The sequence below is a fragment of the Rhizobium sp. CAU 1783 genome, from assembly GCF_054551725.1.
This window is the reverse complement of sequence record NZ_JBTOLM010000002.1, coordinates 457,702-480,741: the sequence shown is the minus strand read 5'-3', so window position 1 is coordinate 480,741 and position 23,040 is coordinate 457,702. Positions and strand designations below refer to the sequence as shown.

The following is a 23,040-nucleotide window of genomic DNA, read 5'->3' as shown; positions in this document are numbered from 1 at the left end:
GCCTGCCCAGCGAGAACGGGGGTTAGACGAAAAAAGGCGTCGGGTCCCTTTGGAAAGCGGCGTATTGGCCCAGAAGGCCGCTGCCGGGTGTCACTTCACGGTGGCGTTCGTTCCAAGTGCCGGGCTTCTTTCCTTCGCCCGGTTTCCAGTCATACGTGACTTTCCAGTCGAAGAGATCGGAGCGGTGGCGCTCGATCCGCTGCGCTCCCGGCATCTCGCTCAGGATTTCAATCTGGTAGGTGTTTCGACCAGCAGCATCGTAGCCGACGTTCTCGGCCATCGCCATAAAGATCGGCTCGTCGTCGCTGGCTCCGCTGACAACGACAAAATCCTTCCCGCTTCTCTTGATTGTGGAGAAGGGGCGCTTTTCGAGGAAGACGACACTCGACTTCACGCCCGCGCCAAAGTGGGCGAAGGCAAATTGTGGCAGCGAGACCACCGCCAATATTTTGAACCGCTCCAGCAGCCAATCGCGGACGCCCTGAAGGCTCGCATTGGTCAAGAGGCCGTCTGGTAGAACTACGGCAGCTTGACCACCGGGCTTCAAAAGCTGCCAGATGCGCTCAACATAGATTATCTCGGTCTTGACGCTGGCACGTTGCTTGATCGCCTTCTTGCCGGACCGTGGGCTACCTGCATCGTCCGTCTCGTCGTCGCCTGCGGCGCCTTTAGCGATATAGCGGGACAGCTCGTAGCTACTTAGATAGGTGTGCAATTCTTCCTTGACCACGGCACCAAAGGGCGGGTTCGTTGGAATTTTCGAGAAGCCTTTCGTCTCATCACGTCTGCCGGTGGCTCGGTCGATGCCCATGATCCTGGCAAACGTCTCGTTGCGATTGGCTATGACCGTCAGTGGCTCCAAGGCATCATTACCAATTACATTGGTGTGGCCATCGTCATGGACGATCATGTTCATCTTGGCGACGCGCGCAATCTCCTCGTTGATCTCGATTCCGAAGAGACGCTTTTCCGCGAAGTCATGCCAGTAATTGAAATGCTGGGGCGTGTCTGCGCTGTAGAAATCACTTGCCTGTCTGCGAACATGGTCGAGGGCATGAAGGAGGAAACCACCCGATCCGCATGCTGGGTCAATCACGGTATCAGTGTTCTCGATCCCGAGCATCTGGATCGAAAAAGCGATGATGTTGCGGGGCGTGAAATACTGTCCAAAATCGCCCTTGAAGAAGCCATCCATGAACTGTTCGAAGGCGACACCTTTCGTGTCAAGGTCAGTCGCCGTGAGGTTCACTCCTTCGAGGTGAAGGACGACATTCTTTAGGGTGACATCGTCAATCCTAATGCCCTCGTTGAATACCTCTGGATCGTTTGCCTGCTCGGCCTCGTAAAGCGCGCGGATACGTTTAGCCAGCCTGTCAGGCGTTTCATTCGTCTTAATCTGAAACTCGTAGGGCTCGCCCTTTCGGCGTGGCTTCTTCTCATCACGCGTCTTTACAAAAATCAGCTTGCATAGTTCGCCAAAGGCAGTGGGCGGAGACAGCCGCCCGCCACCCCAAAGGGTTTGGTGGCATTTCCGAATTGTCTTTATTAGGTCGTCGCGACCAACAGCCGAAATATCTGGCTTCGGCGGGGCTGCGTAATAGTACTTGAACTCTTCCGGCTTGCCGTATTTTACGGGCAGGTCTGCGACGATGTTAGCTTCACGCTCAAGTACACCGAAGCGATCGGAGCAATCGTAAAAGGCACGGGTCTGGCCCGCGATCACGCCGATGTACTCCGCGCGGAATTTATGCGCATGGCCGTTGCCGAATGCCTGCTCAACGGCTTGCCGCAATTCCGTGTCGGTAACCCCGTCGCGTTTGCACTCAATGACGGCGAAGGGCCGTGTGCGGGCTTTGTCTCGAAATACCACGAGGTCCGCACGGTCGTAAGGAACGCGGTCTGGAACTGTCACTTCCACGCCAATGACCTCGGGTGCATACCCATATCGATAGATGAGCTCCGCATAGTAGGATGCACGCACCTTTTCTTCCGGGTCGTTCCATCCCTCAGTGATATTGGTAGCAACGTAGCGGATCTTCTCGCTTCGACCAGACTGGATGAGCTGGAGGTGCCCGTCGCTAAAGGCCTTCTCGACCCAATTTGTTGTTGGTTCAGCCATCCGTATTTTTCCACCCTCGACGCAAATTCACCTATGCCAGCGTAGGCTCAGCACTTTTCGACCTGAATTTCAGATATCTTACGCATCTTTTCGGCCAAGCCCCCTGATTGAGTCCAAGGCGTACTTGGGATCGAAGCCCAAAATCTCAGCTAAATCCAAGAATTCCACTATATCCACTCGACGCTGCCCGCTTTCGAGGCGCGCAACGAAAGATTGGTACTCCCCCAGCTTCTTGGCAAGCTCAGCTTGTGTGAGACCTGCCGCTTCGCGTTTCTGAATCAGGAGCGCGATCAGCGCTTCGTGCCTGGCCGTTCCTAGAGTTTTGACCACTCTTCGCCCCACCCTGAATCAGATGAGGCCTTCACGTATATCTGATTTTCAGTTATCTCAAGTTCAGATAAGTGGCTCGGGGAATTGTGAGGCCTACGAGACGAGGGCTGGGAAACTGTCGGCCTCCCAAGTGCTGCCCCTAATCGCTTCACGAGGTAGCAGCCTGTAGGCGTGAAACGGCGACCTGTTGAAATCTACGAAATTGACGAAGCATTCTTTGCTGAGAAATTTACCCGCGAGGAAATCGAAGATGCCGCGCCGATCGCCGATGACTCATAGACCATGTTCGAACTCATATCCGCGGATTGGCCACGATAGACTTCGATGATCTTGTTCCGGCAACGGCCGATTACACAGTAGCCTTTCTGCGCCCATATCCAAGCTGATAGTCGACGCCAGTCATCCGGAAGCGCCATTTCAGCATTTCTTCGCTGGCTTGAAATTTATTCATTGCGGCTGCGTCACTGAGCCCATCCCTCCTGATCCTAAGCAAGGCAGGGCGAGGCAGGAGCAATGTCCCTCCAAGCCAATCGGCTTCATCTTCTTGATCCTGGCTGTAGTTCGAGGGGATTAGATGACCGTCGTCCGTTAGGCTTGCGGAATGCAGTTCGTGGCCGAGAACGATGTGGGCCAACTCGTGCATGATCACGCTGTTTTGTCTTGGTGGTGACTGCGACGAATTGAAAACAATAAGATGTTGATTGCCAATTCTAAGCGTGAATGCTGACCAGCTCGGACCATCAACGACCGTAAGCTGTTGCAGGTCAGACGCAGATAGCCCGGCAACGTCTCTCTCGCTCCAGACTGTTACACTCGACTGCCGCGCCAAATCGGCGCCATGAAGCGGGTCGTCATTAGAAAGTCCAAGGGACTTTCTAATCTCCGCAGACCGACGCTCACATTGAGATTTGAAACCTCGGCGCAGCAATTAATGTCCTTCCACTTCGATTTTCGCAGCAAACTGCTTACTGGCCAGCTCGATAAGGGATGCCAATGATTTTGCCGTTTCTGGAGAGATTGCCTGATTCTTCTTAAAGGCGATCTGTAAACCGCCTATGCCCGTGAATTTCTCCATGTCCTCTTCGAGCCAAGAGCATATCTTTTCCAAAGTTCCCATATCGGGAATATGACCACGTTCGATTCTGGACAGCGTGGTTGGGCTAATTCCAATCTCGGCGGCCGTCGCTCGGACACCCATACTTCCCTTTTTCTTTTGGACGAGACCGGCAAGGTCTTCGATTTTCATTTCACTCCCCTTGTGTTTCAGATGGTGGAATTAGTGTGCCACGCACTGGACAAGCCTCCATCGAATCGGTAGCTTCCGTACCAGTCTGCGGCACACTAATTGAATCACCGCTGATTCGGTCGGTCAAGGACTAAAGACGCCCCTGCGACAATTTGGAGGGGTGTCGCACGAAAGGATGGGTCGAATGGTCCATATTAGAGAACCAGAAAGGAGGTGAATTAGATGGCGAATAAGGAAGTTACGAGCGCGAAGGCGGCTTCGGCGGCTGCGAAAGTGCTCAGCAACCCCAATTCGAGCAAGGCTGCCAAGACTGCGGCGGCATCGGCTCTCACGCAGCGTCCCAACAAGAAATAGGGCACGCATCTTGGTGGGCCGGAAAACTTCGGCCTGCCGCTCTCAAGTGTTATCGGCTCAAGGAGGTTAACGGTGATCTACGCAATTAACTACGATCTGAAGCGTCCGGGTCAGAATTATGACGCTCTTTATGATGCCATCAAAAGCTGCGGTGACTGGTGGCATTTTCTGGGTTCGACGTGGCTTGTCGATAGTGCACTGAGTGCGCAGGGCATCTGGAAAAAGCTCGAACCCCATGTCGATAAGAACGACTTCTTTCTCGTGATCGGCGTGACCCGCGATTATGAGGGTTGGTTGCCCCAAGAAGCCTGGGACTGGATCAATAGCCGCAATTTCAAGATGGCGGCATAAGGAGAAATGACGATGCGCATTCAAGGTGCCGTTATCCGCGAACAAGGCCAGACCTTCGCCGTCGTGGTTGTTAAACCGTATGTAGTTCAAAACCATACCGAAGCGGCGAGCGCTGTCGAAAGCTTTCGGCCTGTATTCGGCGTCCCTGTCGTTCTGATGGCTCAAGACAGCCGTGGTCGCGCCACTTATTTTGGTCGCCCGGACATCGCGAAGTTCATGTCCTCGGTCCCCATTCATAGGATTCCGTGGCGCGAATATTCCATCAACTAAGATAACGCCGCGTCCCCGTACTCTGCCACGGAAGGCCTGCCAGAGCGACCGTACGGAGACGTGTGGAGCAGCGCGAAGATCAAGTTATTGCATTTTTTGCAACAACTGAATGCCGAAGGGCAGACCGAATTCGTTGTTTCCACATGGCCACGGATTCCCCGCGCCGGTTTTATTTGTGAAATCCATCGGCGGGGAGGCGAGCGCCCTGCTATTGCCTCACAAACTTGCCCATCGCCAAGATGCCGAGGTAGGCGCTGTGGGCAGGCATGCGACCGCGTTGCGCCGGACGGCAGTGTCACAGGGTGGCATGGCAACGGGCTGGCAACCTATAAGGAAGCCTTACAAGTTCGAACCGCGCAAGCGCCTCACAACCCCGCCCCTTCGCTTAAGATGTCGAGATAGGCGCTATAGGCAAACACGCGACCGCGTTTGCGCCCGGTGATTTCCTTGACGATCCCGAGCGATTGAAGCTGAGCCAGGGCCGCATTGACAGTCGGCATGGTCAACGTGGTTTTCTCCGTCACTGCAACAGCGGTCAAGAATGGACTGGTGCGCATCAGGTCGTGAACCTGAAGAACTGAGGCCGTGCGATCAGCTTCCGCGATTATCCGTTCACGGTCCGCCGCCAGAAGGCTGGCAATTCGGTCGGCAGTATCGAAGGCCTGATTGGCTGTCTCGGCAATGCCATCGAGGAAGAATTCAAGCCAGGCTTCCCACGCGCCGCGCTCCCGCACTTCTTGCAACAGCCGATAATAGTCGGCACGGTGCGCCTTAAAATAGAGCGATAGATAGAGAAGCGGCTGCCGCAGAACGCCTTCAGCGCAGAGAAAAAGCGTGATCAGCAGACGGCCAAGCCTGCCGTTGCCATCCAGAAAGGGATGGATCGTCTCGAACTGGACATGCAGCAGACCGGCCTTGATGAGCGGGGGAATTCCAGGCGTCTCCGCATGGACGAAGCGCTCCCAGTCGCCGAGGCAGTTCATCACCTCGTTCGGAGGCGGGGGGACGAACATCGCGTTGCCTGGACGGGTGCCGCCGATCCAGTTTTGCGAGGTACGGAACTCGCCGGGATTTTGCGTCGCACCGCGCCCGCTGTCGAGCAGTCGGCCATGCATCTCGCGGATCAAGCGCAAGGAAATTGGCAGCTCGGCCATGCGCTCCAGGCCGTACATCATCGCATCGACATAGTTGGAGACTTCGCGGACATCGTCCAGCGGCTTGCCGGTGACGGCTTCGGTTTCAAATCGCAGGAGGTCGGACAGGGTGGATTGCGTGCCTTCGATCTGCGAGGATAAAACCGCTTCCTTGCGGACATACATATAGAGGAAGAGTTCCTTGTTGGGCAGCAGGATGGACACGCCATCAAGCCGCCCAAGCGCACGCTCCGCCGCGCTCAGGCGCGTCAGCAGATGGGAAACATCAATAGGTGGCTCCGGCGGCAAAGGCGGCGGAACGAAAGCTCTGACACGCTCACCGGCAACAGCAGTTTCAACAAATCGACCGAGGCGATCGTCAAGGTTGGAGATATGGGGCACGGCTTGGCTCCGAATCCTAAATGTATGAGATTTAATTAGCAGGGCACGTTAATTAAAGAAATGGCACTTCTGTTTATTAGTGCCGGCCGATAATTAATGGCGGAAGCCAACAACGCGGGCGAGCCTTCATTTCAAGAATCGCCAGTTTCCCGACATCGTCGAGACAGCGGACTCCACTCCCCCGGTCAATTGTCAGAACCCGTTGATGGGGGGGAGGTCCGGCGCAGGTTGTTCAGATTGCTGTTTAGTAGGGCAATTCTGGACCTGTAGTGGGTTAGTAGCGGGACAGGGTGACAGGGGGTGCAATTGGGTGACACGATGTGCTATGGTTCGACCATTGAAAGCCGAGTCAGACCAAGGCGTTGTCCAACGCTGGGACACTCGGTGAAATCTCGTCCAACTATCTGAAATAATTACGAAAAACAATTCGTAATGATGGGGTCGCAGGTTCGAGTCCTGCAAGCGGCACCATTTCCCTCCAAATCTCCACCTCTTTCGACCGTGACTTCGCAGTTCCCGCGACGGGCATCGGCGTTTTCGTGCGGGCAAAAAAATCGTGAAAAGCACCTTCTTTTCAAGGCTCCTTGTAGACGAACGTCCCCGTGGGGGCCTGGATCGCTAGAGTCTCCCGACAGCGCCGGTGCATCGGCGTCTCAACAAGGGAGCTTCCGGTGGTCCAGATCAGTCTTCGTCTTTCGCCCGGCGCCAATCCTATGCGAAGGGCGTTCAACCGCAGCATCGTCGCCTGGGGAGACAGCCTGACGGCAGGGAGCGGAGTTCTCGGGAGCCTGACCTATCCGGTCCAGGCGGCCGCGCTTTTCGACGACGCGCGCGGCGTCATCGCGAAGGGGATCGGCGGGCAGACCGCCGAGCAGATCGCCGCCCGACAGGGTGGTCGCGCCATTTTCGTCAGCCTCGCCGGCGATGCCATCGGGGCGAAGGGATCGCCGCTCCAGTCCTGGAGCTTCGATTTCGCCAGCATTGCCGGCTGGACCAAGATCGGCAGCTCGGGGCTTCTCGACAACAGCGGAAACATCCTCAGGCGGAGCGGCGTGACGGACAATCTGGGCGGCACTGCCATCGCATTCGGAAAGACGGTGCCGAGCGGACACACGATCACCGCGACCTTCGACCTCACCGAATATTCCGGCGGTTCGAACGCCGTCAAGATCAAGATCGGCCCGGCCAGCAGTTCGGGATCGGTCGGCACCTGGCAGGGAACGGAGAGTGTCGCGGTCGATACGATCGGCCAGCACGTGGTCAGCCACAGCGTCAGCGGCGCTTCGGCACTCGCCTATGCCTTTCGGTTCAATGGCACGCCGGCGACTGCAGCCAGTTTTGCGATCGACAACCTGGTCATCGAGGAACGCGCACCCTATGCCGGAGACGTCGTGACGACCAGGACGATCAACATCCTGCAGGACAGCGGGGTCTTCACCGGCAGCGCCAGCGGAACGCTTGCCGGCCAACGCGGGACAATGCTGACGGACAGCGCCGGGAACTGGACCTTTTCACGCATCGACGACGGCGATGCCGTACCCTGCCCTGCCGGCACAGTCTTCTTGCCGGACGAGGCACACTCGCTTCGTGAGCATGTTGCCTGGATCTGGGCCGGCAACAATGGCGTCACGGCCGATCCGAGCACGGTCAGCGACACGCTCTCGCATATCGCCGCCATGGTCGAACACCTGAGCCACCGGCGTTTTCTCGTCGCGGGCACGCTGACCCGCTCGTCGGACAGCGAAGACCTGAAAGTGCAAAGGCTGGACCTCAATGCGCGGCTCTCGGCGCGCTATGGCGCCCGCTATGTCGATCTCCCAGGCGTGCTCCGGCAGGCCCACAACGGATCGGCAGAGGATCTCGCCGACGTCGCTGCCCAGCTTGTTCCTCGTTCGTTGCGGATCGATGCGGTGCATCTCAACGGCGCCGGCTATGCCGTCGTGGCCGAGGCGATGCATGCGGCGACGACAGCGAGAGGGTGGTGAGGTCGAAGTTCAAAGGGAAAGCCCGGTCAGCCGGGCGAGCTCCTTCCGCTTGTCCTCCGCCGTAACATGCCGTCGAAGCGCACGCTCCCATTCGAAGACCTTGGCGCCGACCAGGAAGCGATACCAGAAGCCTTGCAGCCCGTGGTAGATCAGCCCCTCCCGTCCATCGAGAAAGCCCAGCTGGACGACATAGCGGAACAGGAAGTAACCGAGCGCAGCGAGCGGAAAGGGCATGCGGTCGTAGACCTGTTCCTTGATGCAGCGTTTACGGGCGACACCGGGGGCGGTGTGGTCCTGCCGACCCCGTATGTCACGCTGGAACAGTCCATGCCGCCGGTTGAGAATTTCGACCGCTTCGCGCGTAGCATAGCGATTGTGCTTTTCGACGAAGAAACCGAGATCGTTCAGATTGTGATCGGCGAAGGGTTGCTGGAGGCAGACGATCCGGCCGCCATCGATGACCACGTGCTCATCCATCCAGCGATCCTCCACCCGTCCCCGTCCATGCCGCCAGATGCGGGTGAGGACCAGCGGATAGCGACCGCCGTGGCAGATCCAACGTCCGAGAAAGATCTGCTTCCGCTTTAGGGCGACACCTGACACGTCCGCTGCCATGGCCGGCAGTGTTCCGCAAATCTCCTCCGCGAGTTCGGCGCCGATCACTTCGTCGGCGTCGAGGCGCATCAGCCATTCCGTTCGGATACCGGCCTGCCTGACACCCCATTCGAACTGCCGGGCGTGACTGGTGAAAGCGTGCTGCAAGACCTCGGCACCGGCCGCAAGGGCGATCTCAACCGTGCGGTCGGCGGAGAAGGAATCGATCACGACAATTCGTTCGGCGAAGGGCTTCACCGAACGGATGGCCCGCTCGATATGCCGTTCTTCATCACGGGTGAGGATCAGGACGGTGATCATCAGCAGAAGTAGACGTCCGTTCGCGTGATCCCCCATCGCCCCGGCCCCGGCCCGACGAAGGACTGCCGGCCTTTCAGCGCTGCGCCTTGGTCGAGAACGAGGTGATCATAGCGCCACGCGTCGTCTAGAATGACAACGCCACCCGAACGCACATGCCGCGCCGCATGGGCAAAGCAGCGCGGCCGCAACGGGGCGCCGGCCGCTCCTGCAACATCGTCCAGGCCGTCCACGAGGATTACGTCATAGCGACGGTCGAGGGCCTCGACGTAGCGATCGAGTTCGGCGTTTTCCGGGCGCCCGATGTTCACGCAACGAAGACGCACGACGGCATTGGCGGGGTTGGCGTTGCGGGCGAAAAACGCATGCCACTCCGGCTGATGCTCTACTGCGGTCACGTCCCTCGCACGCCGGGAGAAGAACACGGTGGAGCCGCCACTGCCATATTCGAAGACCGACATGTCCCGCGTGAGGAAGGTCTTGAGGAAATCGATCGCCGGCCAGGAAATCCAGGGAAGCCCGGCCTCAAGCGGGTTCAGCGTGGCACTCGCGGCATAGCGCCCAAGATCGGTCGGGCGTTTCAGAAAGTGGCCGGCAAGGCGTGCGGAGCGTGTCAGGTAACTACCCTGCATGCGCCACCTGCCTCCTGCGCGGGATCGCTCGCGCGGGGTTGCCGGCAACCGTGGTCGAGGCCGCGACATCGTGAGTGACGACCGAGCAGGCGCCGACGACCGCACCTGCCCCGATGACGACGCCCGGCATGACAAAGGCGCGGGCACCGACGAAAGCCTCCGGGCCGACGGTGATCGGGGCCGTGATCAGATGGCGCGAGGGTCGGTCGAACGCGTGAGTGCCGGTGCAAAGATAGGCCTCCTGGGCGATCGTTGCTCCGGCGCAGATCTCGATCCGCCCCAGGCTGTAGAGATTGACCCGATCGCCGATGCAGGCGCGATCACGAAGGACGACATTCCACGGGGTGTGAAACCGCGCCCTCTGGTGAACGAAGGGGCGCCCCTCGATCAGAGTTCCGAACATCTTGAGGATGAAAAGCCGCCAGGCATTGGCCGGCTTCGGCGTCCAGACACACAGGAACATCCAGACATAGTCGAACACCAACATTCCGAGGCGAGTCCTGATGGACCAGGGGCTGTCGCCGGGTTTCTGCTGGTGGAGGAAATGTCGCGCCTCGTTCATCGCGCCGCCAGCTCCGACAGGTCCGCGAGCATCAGATCGGCAATACGTTCCGGCGTAAAATGCCGTGCCGAATCCCGGGCGGCGTCGGCCAGCCTTTCGCGCAAGACGCCATCCTCCAGCAGCGTCTTCAGACACTCGGCGAGGTTGGCGACGCCACCTTCGCGATGGTCAAAGACCAGACCGTTTTCACCGGGAACGAGATAGTCGCGAAAACAATCGAGGGCAGAGACCACAACAGCGCAGCCACAGGCCATGGCTTCGAGCGGCGCCAGCCCGAAGGCTTCACCCTTTTCTGCGACGGAGGGATAGACGAAGACCGCGGCGCGCCTCAGCCGGTCCACCAGCACCTCGCCGTCATAGATCGGCGGCTCGAAAGCGGTGCGGGCATTGCCGTTACATGCGAGCGCCTTCAAACCCGCCAGATAGTCCGGCCCGTCGCCGCCGCGCTTCGTGTCCGAAGGGCCGATGATAGTAAGCCGCCAGTCCGGAAAACGGGGGGCGACCTCTTCGAAGGCTTTCAGTAGCAGGTCGATCCCTTTTTCGCGGCTGAGCCGACCGAGATAGACGATCTCGCGATCGCGGCAGCCGCGCTCGGCCCCGGCTGCGCGTGCAAAATCATGGCTGAGTGGATTGGGGACCACCCGCACCCTCGCGACGGCTTCCGGCGTCTGCCTGCCGATCGTCTCGGCGACATGGTGCGACGCGGCATGGAACCTTGCCGCCCGGCGATAGAACCGCATCTGCCCCTTGGGATGGCGCCCGACGCTGACGGCGATCCGGCCGGCCTTTCGCAAGGGCAGCAGGATCGGGGCCGCGACGCTGTTGGTGATCGTGACATCGGCCGGCGGCATTCTCCAGGCGGCAAACAGGCAATAGACGACATCGATCAAACGGTAGAGCCATCCGACCGGCGGCGGATCGCAGGACGGCAGACGGATATGGCGGATCCCATTTTCCAGCTCGTCGCGGGGCAAACCGGCAAACCGGCGGGACAGCATCGTCACGGCATGCCCCCGCCGGGCATACTCAAGCGCCATGGCATATTGCCGCCGCTCGACGGCGAGGCCCCGCACGGGCGGCACCGGAAAGAATGGGCCAAGCACGATGTTGATCCGAAGTCTGCGCATCATCCCGTCTCCGACTTCGGTAAAGGCAAAGACCAAGGCGAAATCGGCAAGCCATGGTGCCCGCGAGCCGAGAGGCGCCCCTTCTGCAAGGCCGCACCGAGGAAGCATGACCAGACGACCAGGTAGCAGCCGTCGAACGTGGCGAAGAACTGGTAGCCGTTCTTGAAGCTGAATACCGACCAGATCAGCAGAACGGCGCCACTGGCGAGGGAGAACCCCATGCGTGACACAAGAACGACAAACCATGCCGTGCCGACAAGGCCGACCTTTGCGAGCATGGACCAGTAGCCGTTCTCGACATCAAAGCGGGAGTACTCCTGCCAGCGCGGGTCGCTCGACGAAATACCGGGCCCGACCGGCAGCATCAGCCCCCTTCCGAGCAACAGGGTGCCCGCATCGGAAAGGACGGTCTTTTGGGCATAGCGGATTTCTTCGGCTCGGGTTTCGTCAACGCTGCCACCGTCACTCCAGAACGTTTGCAGGCGCTCGAAGGCGACCGGACTGCCGACCGAGATCACCAGGCCGAGGACGGCGGCCGACAGGATGCCGAAGACGGTATTTCGGACAGAGAAACGGACGAAGAGAGCGATCACGAAGAGCATTCCCATGATGAGCAGGATGCTCTTCGCACCGGATTCCAGCAATGTCAGGCCGACGATCAGCAGCAGCCCGTATCGCTGCGTGACGGCGGCATAGAAGAAGATCAGCAGGGCGGAGGTGGTCGGATAAAGGAGAACACGCGAACCGTCCTCGGAAAACGAAGCGATGTTCGCGACCTTGATGCCGGCTCGAAACAGCAGGACCTGGAGCGCCTGACTGACGGCGAAGATGTAGACGAAGACATCGACCGGAGAGGATAACCGGCGTGCGAACCGATGACGGGCAAGGATGCCTGCAATCGTCCGTGACATTGGCCGGTAACCCGCAAGCAGCACGCAGAGGAACGCGAAAGGCACGCCCTGGCGAAACAGCTGGAAGTAGGAATAGGGCTCGCCGGCAACGGACACCTGAACGGCTGACCAGAGCACCACCAGCAGAAGGAAGGGGCCGGCCAGCAGCACGCCCGACCGCGCCAGGAAGAGGTACGGCAGCAGGGCCAGAAGAGAGAGGGGCTGGGTCATGCTGTTGCCGATCCCCATCGGAACGGCAAATACCAGCAGCGGCAGCGCGACAACAATCGAGCTCCAGGTCTGCCCGTCGCCGCGCGGCGCCGGACGGCGCGCCGGCATAGATGGGTAGACCGCCCGCCGACGAACCGCTTGACTGCTCATGGCCGAACCACCTGACGGGACAGGCGCCCGATCCTGATGGCGCAGGCGTGACTACGCCTCAGCTGCCAAGCCACAAGGAAGAACATGACTGCTTCAATCACCGCCATCGCCAAAGCCACATCCAGCACGCCGGGATCCGACGCCATCAAGGGAACGAGGGCCAGGGCGAAAGCCAGCAGCAGATAGACATGGGAAAACTGACCCTGCCTGTTGATTGCCACCAAGGGACTTGCGGCCGCGGTCCAGAGGGCATTGCAGCAAACGGCCACAGAGCAGAGTGCGAACAGGGCCGGGTCGGCATGAAGCCGGCCGCCGGATAGCGTTGCGAGGACCAAAGGTCCGAACAGCACGAGCAGAATTCCGGACGGTACGGTGACAGCAGCCGCAAGGCCTAAATTGAAACCTGTCACACGTGCGGCGGTCACCGGATCCCCCAGGGCCAGGGCGCGGGAGAGTTCCGGCACGCTCGGCCGCAGTGCAAGGCCGGAGAATTGCAGTGGGACCCGGGTCAACAAGCGCGCGGCCGCTAGCACTGCCACAGCTGCCGATCCGGCCACCCAGCCGAGGGTCATAAGCGTTCCCTGGATCACAAGAACACCAGCCAGGGTCAGCGACACGTTGGCGAACGAAGGGCTTGCAAGGCGCTTCAATACCGACCAGTGGCTCTTACTCGACGTGTCGCCATTCAACCAGGGATACGCATGGCGAAGGTGGAGATGCGACAGACCATGCCCGATCAGGCGCACGGCGAGGCACGCGAGCATTGCCGCCGTGAGCGTGCCTCCCGACCACGCAATCCCGAGAACGACGAGGCCTTCCAGCAAGGCGAGGCTGCCGTTGAAAGCCGCAGCCGTCGCATAGCGGAGGGATGACCGACAGACGGCCATCATCAAGCCGATATGGGCAAGACTGACCGAATAGACGGTCACGATCACAAGGCTCCAGGCCATTTCTGCATTGGCCATCCGATCGACCGCCGACGAAGAGGAAGCGAAGAGAAGATGGCCTGCATAACCGAGAGGCAGCAATGCCAGCACGCCTGTGGCCAGCGTGACGAACAACCTTCCGGCATGGACGATTTCACGCGCTCCGGCGTGGTCACCGCGGGCAAGTCTCCCAGTGAGTTCCACTCCAGCGGCCGTCCCGATTCCAAGATCACCAAGCTGAAGAAACATCGGGATCGTCATCAGCAACAGCCAGTTGCCGTATCCTTCCGCACCCCATTTCGCCGTCAGCACCGGGATTGCAGCCGCCTGGACAAGGAGGGTCACGGCCTTCTCATAGAAGCTCGCCAGACCGCCGCGCAGGATGCGTGCACGGACGGACGACGCTGCCAACTGCTGTAACGACCACCGCATCACGCGAATACCCCGAGGATGCCTACCCAGCAGATCAAGTCGGCAATGCGCGCCAGAGCGCCAGGGCGCGCCAGAAGCCGGGCGCGCCGCAGCCGTCCGTCGCTAGGCCCGACCTGACGCCGGCCGGCAGATCTGCGGATTTCGCCCACCATCGCCTTCAGATCGCCGGGCGCCACGAGAACGGCCTCGTGTCCGAGAAAATCGGCGATTTCCGTGCCGGGCTCGGCATTTACCAGAATCGGCTTTCCGGAGGCGAGCATGCCGCCAAGCTTGGAGGGCAAGACCAGATCGGCAACACCCCGTTCCTGCGGAAGCACATGGAGATCGGCCATGTTCAACAGTTCATTGAGGCGGGAGGCCGGTTGGAACGGCAGGAAATGGAGATTGCCGAGTTGACCGAACTGCGCCTCCAGTTCCGCCTTCATCGGTCCCTCGCCGGCAATCACAAAGTGAACCCGCGGCTCGTCGACCAGCGCTTCCGCTGCCATGAGAAGTGTGCGCAGGCCGTGCTTGGCGCCGACGGTTCCGGCATAGAGCACGACGAAATCCTCATCCGCGAAACCCAGCGACCGACGAAGATCGCCCCGTTCCTCCAGCGGAAAGATGTTTTCGAGATCGACCCAGTTGCGGACCACCGAAAGGCGCCGTTTGTCCACTCCCTTCGCCAGAAGCTTTTCCGCCATCCGGTCGGAAATGGTGACCACCTTGTCGAATCGGGGCAGGACAAGCTTCTCGAAGGAAAATGCAATCGTCTTCAGCCATCCGCGGTCCCAGAGATGTCCAACCGCGAAGGCCGCATCGACTTCCAGATCCTGCACGTGGAGCACCGTCCGTGTTCCGGCGATACGTGCTGCGAGCAGGGCAATGGGAGCCGCACACAGGGTCGGCTCGACGCAGAAGAGCACATCCGGCCGGCGACGGATCATTTGCCAGACGATCACCGGTGCCGACGTCAGGGCGAAGGTCAAAGGCGCAACCAATCGCCGGAATCCGCCCATGTTCCTGCTCAGGACAAGCGGGCAACGAAGGATACGCAACCGGTCGTCATGTTGAGAAGAGTAGCGATTCGAAAAGCCCGCAGACACCCTCCAATCGGGATAATGGGGCGGCGTCGTCACGACGGTCACATCCATGCCGAGGCTCGCCAGGTGTTCCGCGATCTCGCCGGTGTAACGTCCGACGCCGGCCATCTCTGGGGCATAGTTCATGCCGTAGATCACGACGGTCTTGCGCGCCTCGTTCATGATGGCGAGCCCTGCGCTGCAACTGCGCGACCGGCAGACCGCCCTGCCCGGCCTTCTGCGAGAAAGGCCGCGTAAGTGTGGGCTAGTCCTTCTCGCAAACCGATGTGCGCCGTCCATCCAAGCGCTCTGAGACGGCCACCGCTCAGCAGTCTGCGCGGCACGCCATCCGGCTTGGCGACATCGCGGGCGATATCTCCGGAAAAGCCGACCACGTCGCCGATCATCTCGGCCAGGTGGAAAATGCTGATTTCTTCGCCCGAACCGATGTTGACAGGGCTCGAACCGGAATAGGATTTCATCAGCGCGACGCAAGCATCTGCACAGTCGTCAACGTGCAGGAATTCACGGCGCACTTCGCCACTCCCCCAGATCGAGATCGTGGCATCACCATCAAGCTTTGCCTGGTGCGCCTTGAGAATCAAGGCCGGGATGACATGGCTTGAGCGGAGGTCATAGTTGTCTCCGGGACCATAGAGATTGGCCGGCATGGCCGAGATGAAGTCGTTTCCGTATTGGCTGCGATAGGCCTGGCAAAGCTTGATGCCAGCGATCTTGGCGATCGCGTAAGCCTCGTTGGTCGGTTCAAGCGCTCCGGACAACAGAGCATCTTCCTCGATCGGAGATTGTGCGAATTTCGGATAGATGCAGGCGGAACCCAGGAACAGGAGTTTTTCGACGCCAGATCGGTGCGCGGCCCGGATGACGTTCAATGCGATCGCCAGATTGTCACCAAGGAAATCCGCTGGCGCCTCGCTGTTGGCAAGGATCCCGCCGACCCTAGCCGCGGCAAGAAATATGGCATCCGGCCGGTTTTTCTCGATCCAGTCCTCCACCACGGCCTGCCGGGAAAGATCAAGTTCGCTGCGATCCGCAAAAAGGATTGTACAATGTTCACCAGCAAGACGACGCATCAAGGCCGACCCGACCATTCCGCGATGGCCTGCAACCCAGACCCTCTTCCCCACGAGATCATAGGCCATCGCAAGCCTCGCATTGCTGCTCTTGAACTCTCGCTCGGGCCAGGTCGCATGTCACCATTTCCCGGCACAGGTCACGAGCGAAGGCGTGCGCCTTCAAGTGGGTTCCGCGATCGAATCGCGACCTACGCTTCATGCCGTGAACAAAACAGCCTCTGGAAAGAGAAATTCGATCCAGACGGGCCCCGGCCTGCTCCGCAATTCCGGCCATCAACGCAAAACTGGTCAAGCGCTCACCCCCATCGCGGGCAGGAAACGACGATCTACATATTCAACTTTCGAGATTCATTAAAGCTTTATGCAACCAAATATAGCGAAAAGAACGCCGGACGCAACGCGAAATTTCTCGCTTCGCAATTTTTGGGTGCAACGAATTGCGTGAATGCCGACGCAGGGCCTTTCGACGTGCGTGGAAGAGGTCTGTCAGGGTTCAGACAACTCTAGTCGGTTCTAGTCGGTACGACCGACGCTTTCATAGACAAAGCCCTGTCCGCGAACTTCAGCCGGGACGAAGACATTGCGCAGATCAACAAGAACCGGTTGTTTCATCAGCCCGCCGAGCCGCCCGAGATCCAGGTCTCGGAACTCCTTCCACTCGGTGATGATGACGAGTGCATCGGCGCCGCCGGCAACGGTCTCGACGCCGTCGCAATAGGACAGCTCGGGCATCGCCAGCCTTGCCGCATCCATTCCCTCGGGATCATAGGCCTTAAGGACGGCGCCCTTGTCGAGCAGAGCCTGCACGATCGACAGAGCCGGAGATTCGCGGATGTCGTCCGTGTCCGGCTTGAAGGTCAGACCGAGAATACCGATGGTCTTGCCGCGCAGCTCGCCTCCCACGGCACGCTCGACCTTGCGGGCCATCGCCCGCTTGCGCGTCTCGTTGATGCCGACGATCGTCTCGATCAGGCGGATCGGGCTGTTGTGGTCCTGTGCAGTCTTGACCAGCGCAAGCGTGTCCTTCGGAAAGCACGAACCGCCATAGCCGGGGCCGGCGTTCAGGAACTTCTGTCCAATGCGGCTGTCGAGGCCCATGCCCCGCGATACGTCCTGCACGTTTGCGCCGACCTGTTCGCAGAGATCGGCGATCTCGTTGATGTAGGCGAGCTTCAAAGCGAGGAACGCGTTTGCCGCATACTTGGTGAGCTCTGCCGAACGGCGCGAGGTGAAAAGCGTCGGATGCCGCGTCGCGTCGAGGGCACCATAGACTTCACTCATGATGGGGCGCGCGCGTTCGTCGTTCAAACCCACCACGACGCGGTCGGGCGCCATGAAGTCGTCGATTGCAGCCCCTTCGCGCAAGAACTCGGGATTGGAGACGACGGCAACATCAGCGTTCGCATTGGTCTCGGCGATGATTCGCTCCAGCTCGTCGCCGGTTCCGACCGGCACGGTCGACTTGGTGACGACGACGGTGAAGCCGCGAACAGCCCGGGCGATCTCGCGCGCCGCGGAATACACATAGGTCAGATCCGCATGGCCATCGCTCTTGCGGGAGGGGGTGCCTACCGCGAGAAAGACGACATCAGCCGCGGCGACCGGTTCGGCGAGATCGGTGGTGAATTTCAGCCGGCCGGCTTCAGCATTCCGTTCGACCAGCGCCTCAAGGCCTGGCTCATAGATAGGAACCTGGCCTGCATTCAGCATCGCGATCTTGTCGGCAGCCTTGTCGATACAGACGACGTCGTGACCAAATTCTGCAAGGCAGACCCCCGACACGAGCCCGACATAACCAGTACCGATAATCGCAATGCGCACAGCTTACCCCATTTTCCGGAATGCCCGGTCCATAAAAAATCGCCCCGGCAGGCCATCAGCGCACGAATAGCGCACTTGGCCGCTTGGGACGCCCCGCGGCCTCGACGTCCGGAAATCCCTAGCCCATCAGGCGCAGGAAACCAAGAGGACGCGAACTGCGGCCGGATCGATAGAGGATTTGTATGCATCGGTTGTGACGGGTGCAGGTGACAACAAAAGGCCCCGCGATGCGGGGCCCTCGCAAGTTCACTCTGGGCATTCAGATCCAGTACGGCGAGACACCGTAATAGTCGTAGATCTCTCGGCCATTGTCGCGATACCAATCGTGGTCGGTTTCGCGAAGGCGCGGTGCGTTTTCGATCTGCTCCTTCGTCAGGTCGATGCGATAGCCGTCAAGGCGCTCGTCATAGGTGAGCTTTTCCCACGGCAAGGGATAGTAGTCGTCGCCGATCCCGAGAAAACCCCCGAAACTCAGCACGGCATAGGCTACGCGGCCGCCACGCTTTTCCAGAATGATCCGCTTGATCGACCCGATCCGGCCATCGTCCGAACCGTAAACGGCAGTGCCGTCGACCTTGTCGCTGGCGATCAGCGACGGAGTGTCCTTGACATAGGGGTCGTTCTTCAAAGTCTGGGCATTGTGCATGACGCACCTCCTCGTTTCCTTGTTGATACCCATTCGAAACGAACGGCTTGCCATGAAAGTTCCTTGAGATCCGGTCCGGCGTCCAACGACCGGCCCATTTCGCGGCAATCCCTATTACAGCAACACCTAAACAGCACTGCTTGCCCGTGAGACGAATTGACGCTTACGTCAAGGTTATATAGAGCTGTGAGGGCTTGAACCGGGTCGCCAAAGGCATAAGCTCGATGAAAGCATCTGGGAGGATAACATGCCGGCGGCAACGCGCCGCGGCATGAAGCAGGAACGACTACGGGAGGAAATGCATGTCGGACGTCACGAGCCGCCTCAGTGGCCGCGCAGCTGAAAAGATATGGCTTTCGTCATATCCATCCTCGGTGCCGGCGGAAATCGCGCCGCATGCGCATGCCTCGCTCGGCGCGCTTTTCGAAAGCAGCTGCAAGACCTATGCCGACAGGCTCGCCTTTTCCAGCATGGGACGAGGCATGACGTTCCGCGAACTGGAGATCGAGTCGCGCAAGGTTGCCGCCTGGCTGCAGTCGAAGGGACTGGTCAAGGGCGACCGCGTAGCGGTCATGACCCCGAACATCCTGCAGAACCCGATCACCGTTTACGGCATCCTTCGTGCCGGCCTGACCGTCGTCAACGTCAATCCGCTCTACACCCCCCGGGAGCTGGAACATCAGTTGAAGGACGCAGGCGCCAAGGCGATCTTCGTGCTCGAGAATTTCGCCAACACCGTGCAGCAGGTGCTACCCAGGACGCCGGTGCAGCATGTGGTCGTCGCCACCATGGGCGACATGCTGGGCTTCAAGGGTCACATCGTCAATATCGTGGTGCGCAAGGTGAAGAAGCTCGTCCCGGCCTGGTCGATCCCGGGACACGTCAGCTTCAAGCGCGTGCTGTCCGAAGGCGCAGGCAAGCCCCTCAAGCCGGTTGATGTGACCGGCAACGATGTGGCTTTCCTGCAGTATACCGGCGGCACGACGGGCGTTTCCAAGGGCGCCACGCTCACCCACGCCAACCTTCTGGCCAACAAGCAGCAGATTTCGATGTGGCTCGAGGCCGCCTTCGAACTCAAGGGCCGGCCGGACGTTATGACGTTCATCTGCGCGCTGCCGCTCTACCACATCTTCGCGCTGACCGTGAACTCGCTGATGGGCATTGCGACGGGCAGCCACAACGTGCTGATCGCCAATCCCCGCGACATTCCCGCATTCGTCAAGGAACTGCAGAGCCACAAGGCGCATATCTTCCCGGGGCTCAACACGTTGTTCAACGCGCTGATGAACAACCCGGACTTCAAGAACCTCGATTTCTCGTCGCTGCTGCTCGTGCTCGGCGGGGGCATGGCCGTGCAGCGCCCGGTGGCCGAGCGCTGGTACAAGATGACGGGCTGCCCGATCACCGAAGGCTATGGGCTGTCTGAGACATCGCCGGTGGCAACCGTCAACCGGCTGGACAGCACCGAGTTCAGCGGCATGATCGGCCTGCCGCTTCCCTCGACCGACATCGAGATCCGCGACGAGGACGGCCATACGCTGCCGGTCGGCGAGGTCGGCGAGATCTGCATTCGTGGCCCTCAGGTCATGGCGGGCTACTGGCAGCGCCCCGAGGAGACGGCCAAGGTCATGACCGATGACGGCTTCTTCCGCTCGGGCGACATGGGGATGATGAACGAAGGCGGCTACATCAAGATCGTCGACCGCAAGAAGGACATGATCCTGGTGTCCGGCTTCAACGTCTATCCGAACGAGATAGAGGAAGTGGCCGCCATGCATCCCGGCGTTCTCGAATGCGCGGCGATCGGCGTGCCGGACGAACATTCCGGCGAGGCGGTCAAGCTGTTCGTGGTCAAGAAGGATCCGCAGCTCAGCGAGGCGGACGTCAAGGCCCATTGCGCGGCGAACCTCACCAACTACAAGCGGCCCCGCTACATCGAATTCCGCAGCGAATTGCCGAAGTCGAACGTCGGCAAGATCCTGCGCCGCGAACTGCGCGACAACCCACCCGCCAAGTAACCAGCGGGCAGCGACGGCAAAGAGCCTCGACCGGATATCGCCCTCGACATCCGGTCGGCATCCTATGCTTGATCGCATCTTCCTCGCAGAATAGTGTCTCCGGCATCTCCGTCAAATCAGGGACACGACGATGCAATCCATCATCGACAAACTCACGAGCACCGCAGCCGCCACCCGTGCGGAAGACTTGCGCGCCGCCTTTGCCGCTGATGCACAGCGCTTCGACCGCTTCAGCGCCTCGCTCGACGACCTGCTGATGGACTACTCCAAATGTGCCGTGAACGAGGAGATCATGGCCCTGCTTGAGGAGCTGTGCGACGCCGCCGGCGTGGCCGCGAAACGCGATGCGATGTTTTCCGGCGAAGCGATCAACTTCACAGAAGGCCGGGCGGTGCTGCACACGGCGCTTCGCAACCGCTCAAACGCCCCGGTGCTTGTCGACGGACGCGACGTCATGCCCGACGTCAACGCCGTCCTGGCCGCCATGGGCAATTTTGCCGAAGGCATTCGCTCGGGAGAGCTGAAAGGCGCGACGGGCAAGGCGATCACCGACGTCGTCAATATCGGCATCGGAGGATCTGATCTTGGTCCGGTAATGGCGACGCTGGCGCTCGCCCCCTTCCACGACGGCCCTCGCCTGCACTTCGTGTCGAATGTCGACGGGGCCCATATCGGTGATACGCTGAAGGTCCTGTCAGCGGAGACCACCCTCTTCATCGTCGCCTCTAAGACATTCACCACCATCGAGACGATGACCAATGCCCAGGCCGCGCGCCGCTTCGTCGCGGAAGCGCTGGGCGAAGCCGCCGTCGGCAAGCACTTCGCCGCCGTCTCCACCGCGCTCGACAAGGTCGCCGCCTTCGGCATCGACGCGACGCGCGTGTTCGGCTTCTGGGACTGGGTCGGTGGACGTTATTCGATCTGGTCGGCGATCGGCCTGCCGCTGATGATCGCGGTCGGCAGGGAGGATTTCGGGCGGTTCCTCGACGGCGGTCACTCGATCGACGAGCATTTCCGCTCCGCCCCGTTCCGCCAGAACCTGCCGATGCTGCTCGGCGCGATCGGCGTCTATCACCGCAACGTGCTCGGCTACCAAACCCGGGCGATCCTGCCCTACGACCAGCGCCTGTCGCGATTTCCCGCCTACCTGCAGCAGCTCGACATGGAATCGAACGGCAAGAGCGTCACGATCGACGGCAAGCCGGTCGCCGGCGGTTCGGGCCCTGTCGTCTGGGGCGAGCCGGGGACCAACGGGCAGCATGCCTTCTACCAGCTCATCCACCAGGGTACGAGTATCATCCCCGCCGAGTTCATGATCGCGGCGAACGGTTTCGAGCCGGAGCTGCGCCACCAGCACGAACTGCTGATCGCCAATTGCCTGGCGCAATCCGAGGCGCTGATGAAGGGACGGACGCTCGCCGAAGCTAAGGCACAGCTGACGACCAAGGGCATGGACGAGGCACAGGCCGATTTCATTGCACCGCATCGCGTCTTTTCCGGCAACCGCCCGTCGATCACCTTCGTCTACGACCAGCTGACGCCGTTTGCGCTCGGCCGCCTCATCGCACTCTACGAACACCGCGTCTTCGTCGAAGGCGTGATCTTCCGCATCAACTCGTTTGACCAGTGGGGCGTGGAACTCGGCAAGGAACTGGCCACGGGACTGCTGCCGGTCGTCGAGGGCAAGGTCGCGGCCACGGGTCATGACAGCTCTACGGCGGGATTGGTCTCGGCGCTGGCGGAGCGGAAGATGGGGTGAGCACAGCGTGTCGTGAGGCTGTCGTCGCCGACGCGCTGTCGTATGGGGCTGCATCTGGAAGCATAAAGGCTTCCCTGTCAGGTTGCAGTCCAATCGCCGTGCCGGCCGGCTGCCTCACCGGCTTGCAAGCATCTTCTCAAGTGCATTCCTCAACAGATCGGCGGATGCATAGTCGAAATGAGACTGGTAGAATTCGATGCCCTGCCGCGCTTTATCGGTAAAGTCGATGCGGGAAGTATCGGTCGCCATATCCACCGGTTCGCCGGTCGCCGCCGAAATCTTCAATGTCATGCCCAGAAAAGCCGAGCTTTCGTCAAGGGACATCCCGCCAACGCGGATCTGGTCATTCATCCAGTCAAACAACTCCTGCCGGGTAATGCTGGTGAAATCGAGCATCTGGCCTCCGGCGCTGCTGCCGGTGGCTTCGCGCGTGTCCGCGGCGCGTGCGCGAAGTGCAGCGCCGAACTCCTGCGTGTCGGTGCGCGTTCCCACAGGGTTCCGTGAACCTGAGGACATATAGCCGGCGCCTGTATCAACCTTCATGACCTCTTCCCTCTGCCTCGCTCTCAGTCGCAATCTATTCTTG

General features: G+C 60.2%; 22 protein-coding genes. 6 read left to right on the top strand and 16 right to left on the bottom strand.

Annotated features, from left to right (window positions below):
* Window positions 1-22 precede the first annotated feature (22 nt).
* From ACX93L_RS09090 to ACX93L_RS09075, 4 genes are all read right to left on the bottom strand, one after another.
* A complete protein-coding gene (locus ACX93L_RS09090; RefSeq protein ID WP_459404557.1) occupies window positions 23-2,119 on the bottom strand; it encodes an N-6 DNA methylase in 2,097 nt (698 codons plus the stop codon).
* A 78-nt stretch (window positions 2,120-2,197) separates the two neighbouring features.
* Window positions 2,198-2,461: a helix-turn-helix domain-containing protein gene (locus ACX93L_RS09085; RefSeq protein WP_459404556.1), complete on the bottom strand. Its 264-nt coding sequence runs from the start codon at window positions 2,459-2,461 to the stop codon at window positions 2,198-2,200.
* Between the two features lie 337 nt (window positions 2,462-2,798).
* Window positions 2,799-3,278, bottom strand: a complete 480-nt coding sequence (locus ACX93L_RS09080) for an ImmA/IrrE family metallo-endopeptidase (RefSeq protein ID WP_459405357.1) — start codon at window positions 3,276-3,278, stop codon at window positions 2,799-2,801.
* Between the two features lie 99 nt (window positions 3,279-3,377).
* A complete protein-coding gene (locus ACX93L_RS09075) occupies window positions 3,378-3,695 on the bottom strand; it encodes a helix-turn-helix domain-containing protein (protein WP_459404555.1) in 318 nt (105 codons plus the stop codon).
* Window positions 3,696-3,917: 222 nt separating this feature from the next.
* On the opposite strand from ACX93L_RS09075, the gene ACX93L_RS09070 reads away from it, so the two are divergent.
* The 3 genes from ACX93L_RS09070 to ACX93L_RS09060 all read left to right on the top strand — a co-directional run bounded on the left by ACX93L_RS09070 (window position 3,918) and on the right by ACX93L_RS09060 (window position 4,670).
* A complete protein-coding gene (locus ACX93L_RS09070) occupies window positions 3,918-4,049 on the top strand; it encodes a hypothetical protein (protein WP_008835993.1) in 132 nt (43 codons plus the stop codon).
* Window positions 4,050-4,121: 72 nt separating this feature from the next.
* On the top strand, window positions 4,122-4,400 hold the full coding sequence (locus ACX93L_RS09065; RefSeq protein WP_459404554.1) for a hypothetical protein: 279 nt from the start codon (window positions 4,122-4,124) through the stop codon (window positions 4,398-4,400).
* 12 nt (window positions 4,401-4,412) lie between these two features.
* Window positions 4,413-4,670, top strand: a complete 258-nt coding sequence (locus ACX93L_RS09060) for a hypothetical protein (protein WP_459404553.1) — start codon at window positions 4,413-4,415, stop codon at window positions 4,668-4,670.
* Window positions 4,671-5,035: 365 nt separating this feature from the next.
* On the opposite strand, the gene ACX93L_RS09055 is transcribed toward ACX93L_RS09060, so the two are convergent.
* Window positions 5,036-6,205, bottom strand: a complete 1,170-nt coding sequence (locus ACX93L_RS09055) for a Fic family protein (protein WP_459404552.1) — start codon at window positions 6,203-6,205, stop codon at window positions 5,036-5,038.
* Window positions 6,206-6,876: 671 nt separating this feature from the next.
* On the opposite strand from ACX93L_RS09055, the gene ACX93L_RS09050 reads away from it, so the two are divergent.
* The gene (locus tag ACX93L_RS09050) at window positions 6,877-8,190 is read left to right on the top strand and encodes a hypothetical protein (protein ID WP_459404551.1); all 1,314 of its coding nucleotides are present in this window, start codon (window positions 6,877-6,879) and stop codon (window positions 8,188-8,190) included.
* Between the two features lie 9 nt (window positions 8,191-8,199).
* On the opposite strand, the gene ACX93L_RS09045 is transcribed toward ACX93L_RS09050, so the two are convergent.
* The 10 genes from ACX93L_RS09045 to ACX93L_RS09000 form a co-directional block, all read right to left on the bottom strand.
* A complete protein-coding gene (locus ACX93L_RS09045; protein ID WP_459404550.1) occupies window positions 8,200-9,141 on the bottom strand; it encodes a glycosyltransferase family 2 protein in 942 nt (313 codons plus the stop codon).
* The gene (locus ACX93L_RS09040) at window positions 9,105-9,734 is read right to left on the bottom strand and encodes a class I SAM-dependent methyltransferase (protein WP_459404549.1); all 630 of its coding nucleotides are present in this window, start codon (window positions 9,732-9,734) and stop codon (window positions 9,105-9,107) included. The genes ACX93L_RS09045 and ACX93L_RS09040 overlap by 37 nt, the downstream gene beginning before the upstream one ends.
* The gene (locus ACX93L_RS09035; RefSeq protein ID WP_459404548.1) at window positions 9,724-10,296 is read right to left on the bottom strand and encodes an LbetaH domain-containing protein; all 573 of its coding nucleotides are present in this window, start codon (window positions 10,294-10,296) and stop codon (window positions 9,724-9,726) included. Before ACX93L_RS09035 ends, ACX93L_RS09040 begins: the two co-directional genes overlap by 11 nt.
* A complete protein-coding gene (locus ACX93L_RS09030; protein WP_459404547.1) occupies window positions 10,293-11,426 on the bottom strand; it encodes a glycosyltransferase family 4 protein in 1,134 nt (377 codons plus the stop codon). Before ACX93L_RS09030 ends, ACX93L_RS09035 begins: the two co-directional genes overlap by 4 nt.
* Window positions 11,423-12,694: a hypothetical protein gene (locus tag ACX93L_RS09025; protein ID WP_459404546.1), complete on the bottom strand. Its 1,272-nt coding sequence runs from the start codon at window positions 12,692-12,694 to the stop codon at window positions 11,423-11,425. The genes ACX93L_RS09030 and ACX93L_RS09025 overlap by 4 nt, the downstream gene beginning before the upstream one ends.
* A complete protein-coding gene (locus ACX93L_RS09020; RefSeq protein WP_459404545.1) occupies window positions 12,691-14,055 on the bottom strand; it encodes a lipopolysaccharide biosynthesis protein in 1,365 nt (454 codons plus the stop codon). Before ACX93L_RS09020 ends, ACX93L_RS09025 begins: the two co-directional genes overlap by 4 nt.
* Window positions 14,052-15,296: a WcaI family glycosyltransferase gene (locus tag ACX93L_RS09015; RefSeq protein ID WP_459404544.1), complete on the bottom strand. Its 1,245-nt coding sequence runs from the start codon at window positions 15,294-15,296 to the stop codon at window positions 14,052-14,054. The genes ACX93L_RS09020 and ACX93L_RS09015 overlap by 4 nt, the downstream gene beginning before the upstream one ends.
* Window positions 15,293-16,276 (bottom strand): GDP-L-fucose synthase family protein, encoded by a 984-nt coding sequence (locus tag ACX93L_RS09010; protein ID WP_459404543.1) that lies wholly within the window; start codon window positions 16,274-16,276, stop codon window positions 15,293-15,295. The genes ACX93L_RS09015 and ACX93L_RS09010 overlap by 4 nt, the downstream gene beginning before the upstream one ends.
* Window positions 16,277-16,723: 447 nt before the next feature.
* Entirely contained in the window at window positions 16,724-18,031 is a 1,308-nt protein-coding gene (locus ACX93L_RS09005; RefSeq protein WP_459404542.1) for a UDP-glucose dehydrogenase family protein, read from the bottom strand.
* Window positions 18,032-18,290: 259 nt separating this feature from the next.
* Window positions 18,291-18,677, bottom strand: coding sequence for a PRC-barrel domain-containing protein (locus ACX93L_RS09000; RefSeq protein WP_459404541.1), 387 nt, complete (start codon window positions 18,675-18,677; stop codon window positions 18,291-18,293).
* Window positions 18,678-18,979: 302 nt separating this feature from the next.
* On the opposite strand from ACX93L_RS09000, the gene ACX93L_RS08995 reads away from it, so the two are divergent.
* Together ACX93L_RS08995 and pgi are read left to right on the top strand one after the other, a co-directional pair.
* Window positions 18,980-20,695 carry a long-chain-fatty-acid--CoA ligase gene (locus ACX93L_RS08995; protein ID WP_459404540.1) on the top strand — a complete coding sequence of 572 codons (1,716 nt, stop codon included), beginning with the start codon at window positions 18,980-18,982 and terminating at the stop codon, window positions 20,693-20,695.
* A 130-nt stretch (window positions 20,696-20,825) separates the two neighbouring features.
* Entirely contained in the window at window positions 20,826-22,454 is a 1,629-nt protein-coding gene (gene pgi, locus ACX93L_RS08990; protein WP_459404539.1) for a glucose-6-phosphate isomerase, read from the top strand.
* Window positions 22,455-22,568: 114 nt separating this feature from the next.
* Here the strand turns inward: pgi and ACX93L_RS08985 are convergent, their stop codons facing one another.
* Window positions 22,569-22,997, bottom strand: coding sequence for a hypothetical protein (locus ACX93L_RS08985; RefSeq protein WP_459404538.1), 429 nt, complete (start codon window positions 22,995-22,997; stop codon window positions 22,569-22,571).
* Between the last annotated feature and the right edge of the window lie 43 nt (window positions 22,998-23,040).